Source organism: Trichocoleus sp. DQ-U1, assembly GCF_039961925.1.
GTDB lineage: Bacteria > Cyanobacteriota > Cyanobacteriia > Cyanobacteriales > FACHB-T130 > FACHB-T130.
On sequence record NZ_JAMPKB010000116.1, the window covers coordinates 1 to 11,946 of the forward strand.

13 protein-coding genes and 1 pseudogene are annotated in these 11,946 nt (G+C 46.5%); 7 read left to right on the plus strand and 7 right to left on the minus strand.

Annotated features, from left to right (window positions below):
• Positions 1 to 106 (plus strand): annotated as a pseudogene (locus tag NDI34_RS26030) (IS630 family transposase); the annotation flags it as partial.
• Between the two features lie 51 nt (positions 107 to 157).
• Here NDI34_RS26030 and NDI34_RS26035 read toward each other — a convergent pair.
• A complete protein-coding gene (locus NDI34_RS26035; RefSeq protein ID WP_348234271.1) occupies positions 158 to 1,363 on the minus strand; it encodes a hypothetical protein in 1,206 nt (401 codons plus the stop codon).
• 307 nt (positions 1,364 to 1,670) lie between these two features.
• Between NDI34_RS26035 and NDI34_RS26040 the strand changes: the two genes are divergently transcribed.
• A complete protein-coding gene (locus NDI34_RS26040) occupies positions 1,671 to 2,846 on the plus strand; it encodes a WYL domain-containing protein (protein WP_348234272.1) in 1,176 nt (391 codons plus the stop codon).
• A gap of 511 nt (positions 2,847 to 3,357) precedes the next feature.
• On the opposite strand, the gene NDI34_RS26045 is transcribed toward NDI34_RS26040, so the two are convergent.
• From NDI34_RS26045 to NDI34_RS26055, 3 genes are all read right to left on the minus strand, one after another.
• Positions 3,358 to 4,590: a DUF4336 domain-containing protein gene (locus tag NDI34_RS26045; protein WP_348234277.1), complete on the minus strand. Its 1,233-nt coding sequence runs from the start codon at positions 4,588 to 4,590 to the stop codon at positions 3,358 to 3,360.
• A gap of 362 nt (positions 4,591 to 4,952) precedes the next feature.
• Entirely contained in the window at positions 4,953 to 5,816 is an 864-nt protein-coding gene (locus tag NDI34_RS26050) for a metallophosphoesterase (protein WP_348234273.1), read from the minus strand.
• Positions 5,817 to 5,972: 156 nt separating this feature from the next.
• Positions 5,973 to 6,227, minus strand: coding sequence for a hypothetical protein (locus NDI34_RS26055; RefSeq protein WP_348234274.1), 255 nt, complete (start codon positions 6,225 to 6,227; stop codon positions 5,973 to 5,975).
• Positions 6,228 to 6,310: 83 nt separating this feature from the next.
• Between NDI34_RS26055 and NDI34_RS26060 the strand changes: the two genes are divergently transcribed.
• The 4 genes from NDI34_RS26060 to grxD all read left to right on the plus strand — a co-directional run bounded on the left by NDI34_RS26060 (position 6,311) and on the right by grxD (position 8,152).
• Positions 6,311 to 6,445: a hypothetical protein gene (locus tag NDI34_RS26060; RefSeq protein ID WP_348234275.1), complete on the plus strand. Its 135-nt coding sequence runs from the start codon at positions 6,311 to 6,313 to the stop codon at positions 6,443 to 6,445.
• 377 nt (positions 6,446 to 6,822) lie between these two features.
• The gene (locus tag NDI34_RS26065; protein ID WP_199292123.1) at positions 6,823 to 7,461 is read left to right on the plus strand and encodes a hypothetical protein; all 639 of its coding nucleotides are present in this window, start codon (positions 6,823 to 6,825) and stop codon (positions 7,459 to 7,461) included.
• A gap of 37 nt (positions 7,462 to 7,498) precedes the next feature.
• Positions 7,499 to 7,759, plus strand: a complete 261-nt coding sequence (locus tag NDI34_RS26070; protein WP_190415578.1) for a BolA family transcriptional regulator — start codon at positions 7,499 to 7,501, stop codon at positions 7,757 to 7,759.
• A gap of 69 nt (positions 7,760 to 7,828) precedes the next feature.
• The gene (grxD, locus tag NDI34_RS26075; protein WP_190415580.1) at positions 7,829 to 8,152 is read left to right on the plus strand and encodes a Grx4 family monothiol glutaredoxin; all 324 of its coding nucleotides are present in this window, start codon (positions 7,829 to 7,831) and stop codon (positions 8,150 to 8,152) included.
• A 382-nt stretch (positions 8,153 to 8,534) separates the two neighbouring features.
• On the opposite strand, the gene NDI34_RS26080 is transcribed toward grxD, so the two are convergent.
• Together NDI34_RS26080 and NDI34_RS26085 are read right to left on the minus strand one after the other, a co-directional pair.
• Positions 8,535 to 8,783: a DUF6761 family protein gene (locus NDI34_RS26080; protein WP_190415582.1), complete on the minus strand. Its 249-nt coding sequence runs from the start codon at positions 8,781 to 8,783 to the stop codon at positions 8,535 to 8,537.
• Between the two features lie 119 nt (positions 8,784 to 8,902).
• Positions 8,903 to 9,175 carry a hypothetical protein gene (locus tag NDI34_RS26085; protein ID WP_190428948.1) on the minus strand — a complete coding sequence of 91 codons (273 nt, stop codon included), beginning with the start codon at positions 9,173 to 9,175 and terminating at the stop codon, positions 8,903 to 8,905.
• Positions 9,176 to 9,762: 587 nt separating this feature from the next.
• On the opposite strand from NDI34_RS26085, the gene NDI34_RS26090 reads away from it, so the two are divergent.
• Positions 9,763 to 10,548, plus strand: coding sequence for a winged helix-turn-helix domain-containing protein (locus NDI34_RS26090; RefSeq protein WP_190428949.1), 786 nt, complete (start codon positions 9,763 to 9,765; stop codon positions 10,546 to 10,548).
• A 43-nt stretch (positions 10,549 to 10,591) separates the two neighbouring features.
• Here NDI34_RS26090 and NDI34_RS26095 read toward each other — a convergent pair whose 3' ends face one another.
• On the minus strand, positions 10,592 to 11,779 hold the full coding sequence (locus tag NDI34_RS26095; protein WP_348234276.1) for a PepSY-associated TM helix domain-containing protein: 1,188 nt from the start codon (positions 11,777 to 11,779) through the stop codon (positions 10,592 to 10,594).
• Positions 11,780 to 11,946: the final 167 nt, after the last annotated feature.

The following is an 11,946-nucleotide window of genomic DNA, read 5'->3' on the forward strand; positions in this document are numbered from 1 at the left end:
TGAATGGATAGAGATAGAGGCTTATCGGGACTGGAAAAGTTTAGTAAAGTATGTCAAAAATGTGCTAAAAAAAGTCGGAACCGAATATGTAATTAATTTTGCTTAAGCACTTAATCTCCCAAAAGTTCTTGGATAAGTTAGTAACTTGTTAATTTCATCACGGCGAATTTTCAGAATCTTGAGGTAAATTCGTGGTCTGTGAGATGTTCGGTGCAAATCCTGCCATCTTTTCCGCTTCAGCAATGCCAGGTGAAAGTAGCTTAAATCCACCTTGAACTTTGATTAAAGCACCCTGTCCAGCAATCTCTCCTAGGCTCCGACCGAGATTGCGCTCACTTACTTTGATACCAAATGTAAGGTACAAAAACTGGGCGATCATATAGCTGGAGGCTCCCTGTTCAGGCTCACTAGTTGCCTTGCCCACAGCCCACAAAGCAAAGATTCCTTTCTCTGAAGTCGAGCGGTCTTTGATAGCTGCAAATCCGTCAATATTCAAGGAGAGAGTTTTCCATGCAGTAACCCATGACTCTACAGTTTGAGAAAAGCTATTACTTTTCCGACTACCATTTTTGGGAGAACTGTCTGCGCTCTCATCTCCTTGACCGTTAGATTTTGCTCCTCGTGTCCCTCCACCTGTATTCAAGCTCCATTTGCTTTGAATATTAGGATCAAGGATTTCTGCAAGAACTTTCTGCGCTTCCTCGCGACCCGATTTTTGCAATCCTACTCTATCTTCTTCCCGAAAAAGATCGGAGCTCTTGCTAATCCAGGTAACTACGTTGGTAGCGTAGTATCCAGCTTTTTTGAGTTCCTCATTAAGGACTGTGCGCGGAATTTCATGCCGTCCTTCTAGTTCATGGGCGTACAAGAACAGGTAAACTAGACGCCGTGATGCATCTAGTTTATTGTTAGCTTTTAGCCGAGTTTCCTTGAGACGCAGTTGCTCTCCGTTATAGCGAAAGATGTCCCGCAATTTTTCTGCATCTACTCTGGATTCGGCAGGAGGAAGAGTATGTTGAATTGGGGCATTCACTACAATCTCATCCTGGTTCTGATTCAAGTCAAACAAAGAGAGTTGCTGGGTTTCGTCTGAATAGATGTTTTGCCCTTTAGCGTGACCATTCCTAGGAATACCGTTTGAAGTGCGTCCGATAATTGCGGCTAGCGCAGTACCACCTAAGCTAGTTCCCATCTCATTCGTTAACGAAGCCTCAAACGAGCATGAATGACCTTTACTCTTTTCAACAAACTTCAAGGTGTTAAGAGGAACATCCTGAATGCCCTTATTAAGAGGAGTTTGAGTACAAGTGTTTGAAGCGACTCCGGCTTCACCGATAGGCGTACCACATGCAACACAACCCACCGCACCAAGTTCCAATGGTGCCTTGCAGTTCTTACATCGTAGTGGAGTCAGGCACTTTGGACAGTAGAAAAGGTCTTCACGGTTGGGAAGTGTATGTTGACAGTCGGGGCAATGCTGCATATGAGGAATATTCCTAATGTGAAATCGACAATCTAGAAAGCATCTTAGATCGGGAGTTCTGCTGGTTTCTATAAATTCATGATACTGAGGTTAAAAGTAATAATTTTGCAGAAAGGCAGATGCTATCTGGCTTTCAAGGTTATTAATTTATTTCGGTAAAATACTTTCTATTGTTTGACAGCATAAGATGAGCCGAGCCTCAATTCATTCTTATTCCGACTGCCATGCCTTTGAGCGGCTGATGCTGCTAGTTGCCACACTGGTAAAGTACCCTGGTGTAGGGTACGTTGACTCGCCAGATGGCAACTCTGGAAAACATCACAATGCCTCACGAGAGGTTTTAGCCCGTCTTCGGGACGTTGCACAAGAGGTTGGAATCGACCTACCTCTCTATACAGAACACACCATCCGTAAGGATCTAAAGGTTCTACGTCGCTACGGTATTCTCGATCAATCCATTTATCGGTGGGGATACTATTTGGGCACGGGTGCAATGAGCCGAGAGGAGCTACAGGTTGCAGTGAATGCGCTGTATTCTCAGGCGAAGTATCAACAAGATCCGCAAGTTAGCAAGGTATATCAAGCCTTAGAGCGACGACTACGGGGTTTGGGATTGCGCGAGAACATATTTTATCCAGTACGAACCCAGATTAATCGAGCAATCATCTATACCGATCCCGAAGAGATGATGTCTCAAAGTAAGTACCGAGGCTCATTATTCGAGATGTTAGAGGAATTAGAAACTGCAATTGTAAAAGGGCAAGTAATTGAGATTTATCGTTGTCGTAATCCTTATCAGAATCAGAGTGAGGGTATGCACCTCATACGGGTTTATCCTCTGCAACTTGTATATTCAGATGTTGCTTGGTATCTGCTGCACGAACATTACCAGACTGGGCACTTGGCACTGTCTAGACTCGATCGCTTTAGCGAGTACTTTAAACTGATAGAGGCTTTGGGTCGAGGCAAACAATACCAGTTGCAAAGTTTGCAGATAGCCCATCAACTACTGGAAACAGGGTGGGGAATCTATTTAGGAACAAGGCAAGAGCAGCAACTAGAGCGTCAAGGTCAGTTACTCTTTGTAAAAGTGACTGTTCGGTTTTTCCGAGAGGCAATGGCGTTTATTCAGGAAGGTGAGAAACGTCATCCCAGACAAAACATTACTCTGGCGTCAAAGGCGAAGGATGGGAAACCAGAGTATTTAGAGTACAGCATAGAATTGCCTCAGCGCTCGCTCAATGAATTCTGTTACTGGGCTTGTCGTTTTATGGGCAATGTGCGGTTTCTCACTCCTCCTTACTTAGTTGAGAAACATCGAAAAATGGCACAAGACTTACTTGCCCAGTATTCTTCAGATTAACTAGATTGCTCAGAGCGATCGCGTTCTTCCCCTCTAACTCCACTTTTCCAAAGCCGAAGCGCATGGGAAGCGATCGCTTCTATCTTAGTCAGGGTAATTAGTTTTGCACCAATACTTAATCAACATATTCCTGCCCGTCTTATTGAGCGGTTGTTTTGATTAAATTGAGACTATAGCCATACAGGTATAGAAATAGTTTTGAGCATGACCACACAAACCTGTCCCATTTGTCATACTGGGGTGACTCCTTCTCTTCGATACCCGGAATACATTTGTAGTGACTGTCGCAGTAAAGCGACAGATATTAATGGCAGAAAACTGCATTTTTACAATAGTTCTATGTCAGGTGGATACATCGCATATTATGCAGACAGCAACGACGAAGAAGAAGAATACAAAAGCCACTTCTGCTATATAGATGGAATCAAATGCAGAGCTGATGAAGGAAGGGTTGGGGGTATAGTGATTGAAGTATATTCAGGCTAAGAACCTAATTGTAAAAATCACCGCCTCATACCTTTTCCTTCTGTGGCGATGTGATGCCGCGCTTAGTCAAATTTTCTTCGAGTTCTCTAATGAATTCAAAGTCCTCCTCCGGCAAAGGCTGACTTCCACCCCCTAAGAAACCCTCACCGATAGAAGACTTCTTCTTCAGGAAAGTGAACGCCCGCCGGAACTGATCGGGAGTTGCCTCAATCGGCGCATCAAAGTGGCAGGGAATAATTCGCTGAAAATTCCAGCTTGCCACCTCATCCGCCCAATCAAGGACTGCCTGAGGCGCTTGGGTGAAAATGAACGATTGCAGAATTGGTGCCACGAACGGGCGACCGCCCCCTCGCAGCGCCTCAAAGGACTGCTGCCACTGAGACTTCCATTTAAAGGGAAACCAACCGAAATACGCCTTCTTTGACCGATCCGGTGCTTTCAGGGCATCGCGCAAAGCCTGCCCCTGCTCGCTCATTTCCAAGGCACTGGGACGTAGATACAAAGCAAACAGCGTAATGCGCTGCCATCCCTTGCGACGATTCGCCTCAGTATCTTTAACCCGCTCCAAGGCGCTATCTCTGGCGTGGAACAGCAAGGGATACGGGTCAACTTGGACAATCTCTGGCGGAGACTCTGGCACCGAAAGTACCGAATCTGTCAGCAGCAGTGTGCGCGATCGCTTGTGCAATAAAGCAACTTCTTCAAAGGACCCTCGCCCCAAGTCGATGCTCAGCACCGCATAATTAAAATCCTCAGCAAAGGGCGCATCCTTGCTATTCTGCGGAAGTACGTGAGTCCGTTTGCTAGGGAAACCAAGCCAACTCAGCGGCAGATTCACCGGGAAGCTCCATTGATTCTCAGTCACAAATACCTGTGATACAGGAAAGCGTCTGGCGAACGGACCTACGAAAACCTTGTGTTCTAGGCCAGAAGCGGTTGGCAGGATGATGTACTTAACGTCGCCGTATTTCGCCTCCAACTCCTGAACCAGCCGGATGCACTCTTTGGTCGGCGCGACTGGAGCATAGACCAGAAGACCCCCTTCAGAGAGCTTAACGACGGTCATGCGAATCGGTACAACAGTGTAGAGGATGCCCTGCATCTGGTCAAAAGTCCAGATCGTGTCCTTCACGACTTCTTTGCGGAGTGTCCGCCGCCGACTGTATGGGTAGAGTGGTACAGCCAGCCAGAAAGGCCATGACCAATCCCCAGGTTTGATACTCAAACTATCTTGTCCCTGTCCAAACAATGCCTTCAATAGGTGTATCTGGTGTGCCTTTTTTAGCGGTTCTATCCACTCCACAACCCCTTCCCCTTCTTCATGAATGCTGACGCCCGTGTTTGCCGAATTTCTAGCTGCTGGAGGAAAGCAAATTTTTGACTCAATAACTTATTTTTATCTAAAATTCAGACCCGCATGACAATTAGACTTTAAACAAACGCTCGTTTTCTACCCTATTAGGATCAATCCTTCCCAGATAAAGCAGACCTAACCCCCTCACAAGGGTAGGTTTTTTAGAGGATCAAGGAGTGGGAAAGTGGAGGAGTGGGAGAAAGCCGATTTTTCCGTTGATGATTCATCCCCTTGCCCCCTTGTCTATAAAAAAGGTTCGCAGCAAATTACCCTAACGTTGCCACCGTGAGGACAACAACGCGGCTGTCTACATTGAGAACTTGGACTCCTGGGAATAAAGTAGTCATCGGCACCTTCCAATGGGAGTGACCGCAAATGACTAACAACTCGTTCGCTGTGGCAAGTTCAGCGCGAATTGACTGATTTCCGATGAGTTTCGCGTCTGGATCGTTGGGACCTTCGTGCAAAATTAGGATATCTGGTAACTCCTTGAGCAGTTGGCGAATAGCTTGATGAAAATCCTTTTCTGAACGACGCCAAAGTTTAGTCGGTTTGCCGATAATCCCTGAGATGCCTGCGATGCGGAATCCATCAACCACAGCGATTTCACCATCTAAATAGCGGATACCTCGCCCCTTTTTAAAGGTTTTAATGTCCTCTGGCGTGTTTCCCAAAATGTCATGGTTTCCTGCAACTCCAGCAACCCAGCGAAAACGACGACTGAAAGATTGCCAGACTTCGCGGACATCTCCCTCACCCCCACGCTTATCGCTTCGTGCGTAAAGATCGCCTGCCAAGATAATGCCTGTTTTCTGTGGGGATGGAATTCGTCCCAGGTTCGCTAAAGTTTCTAATTCTTCCGCGACACGATGACCGAGAAGGCGTCCATCTGTGGGATTGATACCCTGTAAATCACTAGCGATGATGATGGCGTCTAAGCCAGGTGGAAGTGAGTCAGCTTCTGCCGATAAAATCGGTAAAACTTGCTCAACCACATGGAGATGACCTGCCGCAGCAGCGGTAATAAAGGGGATTTCATGAATGGGTTGGTCGGAAATAGAAGCAATCCGCATAGGGCTTAAGGGTAGCGTTTGCCTTGAAAAGACGTTGTCATCTTGACGCCAGTTCAACTGCGAAATTGCTGCTATTCCTGGCACTGACCAATTGGGAGCAAGATGTAGGTTTATATCAAACCTACATTATTTAAACGTTTTATAAAAGCAGGGCGTCTACTGTATTGCTCCTGAATTTGGTTTAGGCGTGTCCGAAAAGCTAGCTTTTGGTTTTTATGGAGTGCTAAATCTTGGCAGCTTTAAAAGTAACTTCATCGCCTCATCATAAGCTTGCGCCTGAGAACTTTCTAGCAGCCGTTTGACATCTTTCCAAGCATCGGCGTCCCGTTTAGCTAACGTCTCTAACGCTTTGATATGTCTCACCCCGGCTTCTTGCTTTTCCCTAATCGTTTCCTGTTTCTCTTGCTCTTCTGCCGCTTTAAATAACTGCTTGATAGTCTTTTGTGGCTGGCTTCCGAGTTGATCCACAAGAATTAGTTCAGATAATTTATTTTTAATTTTAAGGGAAAGGTTCGCTTCTTCTTGAGCAAGCCGCAGCAAAAAGATAATAGATGATGCGATCGCTATCGCTGCATCAACACGTTCAATATCCTGTTCGTGTACAAGATATTGAGGTGCTGGGAAATCGCTACAGATTGACGCCGATCGCGCGATCGCTCAATCACCTGCATTTAAACCAAAAATAGCGGATCGACCCTTAGCGGAACTCCTAGCGCCAGATGAACGGGTGACGGTGGTTTCAACCAGCAGGGACAAGATGCAAGTTGACGGGACAAGGCTACAAATCCAATTGAAATCCTTGACTCCGCCCAAATTCGCAGTCCTTTATCAGATTAGATGGAATTGCTCTAGGGATATTTGAGCTTTTGCGCGTAAAATCTCCACCCTTATTTTTTATATTATTAAAGAATATTCGGAAACTTTTTTATAGTTTTGTCAATCTAAACAGGGCATGACTTTGGGAATTTATCAGCGGCTGGTCTTAAACTTGGTGAGTCCGACAATGTTAAGATACCCAAAGTTTGTCATCGTTCTGTTTTCAGCCCCCCAATAGGGTTATTTTATGGTATCTTCTGGAACTGCTCGACGCCTCGGTTTTACCTGCCTTGCTGGCCTACCTTTGACAGTGTCTTTGGCTCTGCTACAACCCGTGCAGGCTCAGAACCAAATGCCTGCTTTACCAGAAGACACCAGTCAAACACAACCAGACTTAACCGATCCCAACAATCTGCGCCCGATCGATCCGGACAGTGGCTTATTAAGTATGGCAGGAGGGAACCGTTTGCTGAGTGAGGCAGATAGTGCTGTATCTTCGCAAAACTATACTCTAGCCGCCAAGAAGCTCCAAGAGGCTCGTCAGGTTTTTAACCAGTTGTCAAATTTCTATCAACAACTGGGTTCTAGTTTTTCGGGAATTGATAATCGAGTTTACGAGAGCCAACGCCGCAAGGCTGTAGAAGCTGCTCAACTTCGAGATCGGGCAACTTATCAGCTAGCGCTGGTACATCGCGCGCAAAATCAGCCAGATTTGGCAGTACCTTTGTTAATACAGATTGTTCGCAGTCAGCAGCCGACACGGGATCTCGGCAAGAAAGCTTATCAGCAGCTGCTAGAAATTGGATTTATCGATTCTCCTGATTCTGCACCGGCTAATTCTTCGAGCGATCGCTCCAATTCATCTTCCTCTGCACCTAAACGGTAGATTAGAATTAGCAACTTGAAGTGATACGGGAGTTTAAATGGTTAGCCCAGATCAGGTAGAGGCGATGATCAAAGCCAAAATGCCAGATGCCCAGATTCAAGTTCAGGATCTGACTGGCGGTGGCGACCATTACCAAGTGACAGTGGTTTCGTCGCAGTTTGAAGGCAAAAGGCTTGTACAACAGCACCAACTGGTTTACGGTGCAGTGCAGCAAGCGATGGCTACAGAAGCGATTCATGCTCTAGCACTGAAAACCTATACTCCCCAAGATTGGGAGGCTGCTACCAAGCGAGGTTGAACCTGAATAAAAATTGCGTTCTCGCGCACTGGCATTACACTAGAAAATAGAGGCATTCCAAGCAGAACTATGACGCCAGAACTAAAAGAGCGGATTGACAGCTTGCTCAAAGAGCATAAGATTGTGGTCTTTATGAAGGGCAATAAGCTGATGCCCCAGTGTGGTTTTTCTAACAATGTGGTACAAATTCTGAATACTTTGGGCGTACCCTACCACACGATTGATATTTTGGACGACTGGGAAATCCGGCAGGGAATTAAGGAATATTCTAATTGGCCTACCATTCCCCAAGTTTACGTTGATGGTCAGTTTGTTGGCGGCTCAGACATTCTGATTGAACTGTATCAAAAGGGCGAATTGCAGGAAATGGTTGAAGTTGCCTTAGCTTCCTAAAGCTTTGGGATACGAACTGAAAATTCCCTCCTGGTTCTTCAAATTAAGAATCCAGGAGGGAATTTTTACTGGGTTTAGGATAACTTGCGACTAAATTTAAAAGCTCATTCAAAAGCTGTGCAGCCTAAATCATCCTAAATAAAATTATTGACTGGACTAGGACGTAAACGATACTAAGGGCGATCGCTCTTTTTTCAAAATTTTCCTTATCGGCTGTATAAAAATTCCGAAGCTGCTGAACTTCAAAGATAAACAGCACCCGGAAGCTCGCTGTTGTCTACCCAAACCCGATCGCTGTGGGCAATTTAACCACATTATCCACAGGCAACGATGGCAAGGCTGATGCTGATAGCCTCAGCTTGACCAAAGCAGCTAACCCGAACTAATAATAGTCCGATTTAGGTTGAGTCTGGGTCATGTCAAAGTTGGATGGATCGTAAATGTAACGGGTAACTTCTTCTTCTAAGCGGTGGATGAGAAAGGGTTCCAGAACGTTAGAATGACGCATAGCTGCGAGATAGCCATCTAAAAACAGCCGCAAATCATCGAAACGATAACCCCGATTCCACATTTCGACGAGGGCGTCGGTGAGTCTTTGGTAGTAGCGGATGGTTTGAGAGTCCTGTAGCATGGTCGGAAGTATCAGGTTTGAATTAGAAGTATAAGGGGTGAAGTCGCAAGAAGGAAACTTTCGCTCTAAGCGGTTAGCTTTGATTCTGGCAACTCTTTAAGGGCGCTAGGCGCTAGGCGCTAGAAAACGCAAGCGTACTTCGGGTTTGCTTCAGTTAAGGCTAGTGTCTTAACCAGAACTACAGCGGTTTGGAGTTGCGGTGCGGAAACCGAAAACGAATGCACCCCAGTTTGGTGATGAGAGAACGCTTGGTTGTGTTCCTTGAAAATTAAGGGAATAACACCAAAACTCATCCCGCCGAGAGCAGCGAGTTGCGCGATCGCTCTCACTTTAGTTTCATCGTAGAAAACTTGATCCCCAACGTCATGCCCCTGTCGAGCGATTTGTGCCATCTTTTCTAGCAAGCACTTGAATTTAGTCGTTAGCTGGTTTAAACCGCCGGTTGACAAAGACTGTCTCCGTAATAAGCAGAATTTTAAGCTTTTGTCAATAAAATTCCGGTTTTTTAACCACATTTCCGATTACCAGGATAGATTTGCCTGTTGTCCCATGCCTGGTATATCCAAAACGCGATTTGTCTCATGCCTTGTGCCTCGCTCATGCCTTGTGCCTCACTCAGTGGGTTTCTAGTAGGAAAGACATCCTGCTTGCTTTAGCTAGGTATACTAATTTGGTCATCGGAAGCTTTTGGCATGGCATTGTTCAGTAAACTTGACTAAACGTTACCCTTCGTTAACTTTCATTTTACTGACTGCTTGGTGAAATGGCAGCTTTGACTTCAGACTCGCCCTAAATCTGTAATATTTCTTTTAAAGTATTAAAAATATAAAACAAAAGTTTGAGTTTTAATAGAATTTTTTTAACTTTTAACTTTTAATTTTTAATTGTATAGCCTAGACCCCTCGTAGCCCTGGTTACAGAATCCTGACATAAGCTTTGTTAAGCTAAATCTCACCAGCTTGAAGGGAAGCATGCCACCGTGGGATCGATTTGCATTCAGATCATCGAGGGGAACCCGCACCTGCGATCGCTACTGGGCTGGCACTTACAGCAAGCAAGCTACTGGGTGTGTCAATCCGCTGGCGTTCATCAAGGTAGAGAAACGTTTTATACTCGCCAACCTGCACTCGTAATCCTTGATTCCGACCTGCCAGATGGCGATGGAATTGAATTTTGCCGATGGCTTCATCAACAGGGACAGGTACTCATCTTGATGCTGTCCGCCCGCAGTATGGAAGCCGATATTGTCGCTGGGTTAAAAGCGGGAGCCGACGATTATTTGACCAAGCCATTTGGGATGCAAGAATTTATGGCGCGGGTTGAGGCGCTAGTTCGCCGCGTTCGCGTCACAGCCGCACCGATATCCCTAGATTATGGCGACCTAAAAATAGACTTAGTGCAGCGCCGCGTCCGCTTCAAAGAAGAATTCATTGACCTGACGCCCCAAGAGTTCAGCCTGCTTTACGTTCTGGCACAGGCTGGAGGAGTGGCGCTGAGCCGTTCCGAACTGCTGCGCCGCGCTTGGCCTGACGCTATCGATAATCCACGCACTATTGATACTCACGTCCTCTCCCTACGCAAGAAAATTGAAACCGATCCTCGACAACCCAGCATGATTCAAACTGTCCGCAACGTGGGCTATCGGTTCAATCCAGAGATTCTTAAGGGAGCAGAACCAGTTGCCTCAATAATTGAGAACGATTCCAAACCGCTCCCTGCTCATGCTACCCCTGCCATGCTAGGCGGACAGAACCGCCACCGCTAAGTATCAATTTTTAAGATAGATAAGATAAACTTTGCCACCCACCTCAAATCCAAGGCACTTCAGTTGTTGGGTAGATTTTCGGGCGAGGTTCTGGGATTCCCTGACTCTGACGGATCGCTTCTTGACGACGAGCGATCGCCCACTGGCGTTGTCGCCACATCAAAAAGCCAGTGATAAATAGAACGGTGGGGGTCAAGCCAGCGAACACATACAAAATCCGCATTCCCAGCCCACCATAAATCCCAATGTGCAAAGTAAACAGCTCATTCATAATCCGGGTTCCTAGAGGTACCGTCAGCGCATTTTCCACCCGCAAGACCTTCCCACTGTACTGGTCGAGATAGACACGGCTACGACCATCTGGGCGGATTTCCTGGGGCAATTTCTTCGTGACCCTGACGATTCCATCCGGTTTACTAGCAAGAGAAATGAAGGTGGTTTTGCCTTCTGGCAACGCCGCATCAGCTTTGGGCAAAATTTCTGCCAGTGTCAAAGGTGACTTGCCCACTTGAGGTGTAGACGTTAAGGGAGTAGGTTGTGGCGTCTGTGTCAGCCAGTAGATTGCTGGTTCGGTTTCCGCGTGAAAAATCATTGCGGCTCCTGTGGAAGCAATCAGGAGCAGAAACACAGCAGACACGATACCCCCGACCTTATGGAGGTCATAGTTGACCAGCTGCCAGGGAGCTTGCCACCTGATCTGGAAGCCGGAAAGGAGCCTTCTCCAACCAGACCATAAAATCATCCCAGAGACGCTCAGCAGCAACAGCAACAAGCCACAAATCCCAACGACTTTCTCGCCAACCTTGCCAGCGAGGAGAGAGAAGTGGATGTCATACACGAAAGTCATCAACGTGCGTCCCCACTGTTGTGTGCCGAGGATCGCTCCAGTGTAGGGGTTAACGTAAGCGTAGATAAACTCATCCTTCTTTGATTCCATCCCCACCGTGTACACCGAGTCTGGCTTTCGCGGCAGATCGATATAAGACAGTGTCAAGTCTGGATAGGCTGAGCGGACGATCTGTAAAGCTGAATCTGGGGATATGCGATCGCGCAGGCTCTCGGAAGCAAGTTCGCCTTGCGGGACAACCTGATGTAAATGGGAATTGAGAGCGCGATCGATCTCTTCGTGAAAGACTAAGGCACTTCCCGTCAATCCGATTACAAGTATCAGAAGACCGAATATTACACCCACATAGCGGTGCAGTATCAATGCAAGTTTGCGTAATTTCATCAGCAAGACTTCCTTTGAATTTTGTCTTCTGGCTTCCTCAGGGCGGGTTTAATCTAACCTGAGTTCGGGTTAAGCCGAAGGGAGGAAAAACGCATTGATATTGAGAGAGGGCTTCTTAGGCTGATGGCAATAGGCAATTAATCCACAGACCAAATTCACCAAGAAAT

Bases quoted from the DNA above. Each gene is read 5' to 3' on its own strand.
- NDI34_RS26095 (WP_348234276.1), bottom strand. From the start codon at position 11,779: ATGAAATTACGCAAACTTGCATTGATACTGCACCGCTATGTGGGTGTA.
- NDI34_RS26040 (WP_348234272.1), top strand. From the start codon at position 1,671: ATGAGCCGAGCCTCAATTCATTCTTATTCCGACTGCCATGCCTTTGAG.
- NDI34_RS26060 (WP_348234275.1), top strand. From the start codon at position 6,311: ATGATGCGATCGCTATCGCTGCATCAACACGTTCAATATCCTGTTCGT.
- NDI34_RS26085 (WP_190428948.1), bottom strand. From the start codon at position 9,175: ATGGCACAAATCGCTCGACAGGGGCATGACGTTGGGGATCAAGTTTTC.
- NDI34_RS26080 (WP_190415582.1), bottom strand. From the start codon at position 8,783: ATGCTACAGGACTCTCAAACCATCCGCTACTACCAAAGACTCACCGAC.
- grxD (WP_190415580.1), top strand. From the start codon at position 7,829: ATGACGCCAGAACTAAAAGAGCGGATTGACAGCTTGCTCAAAGAGCAT.
- NDI34_RS26065 (WP_199292123.1), top strand. From the start codon at position 6,823: ATGGTATCTTCTGGAACTGCTCGACGCCTCGGTTTTACCTGCCTTGCT.
- NDI34_RS26070 (WP_190415578.1), top strand. From the start codon at position 7,499: ATGGTTAGCCCAGATCAGGTAGAGGCGATGATCAAAGCCAAAATGCCA.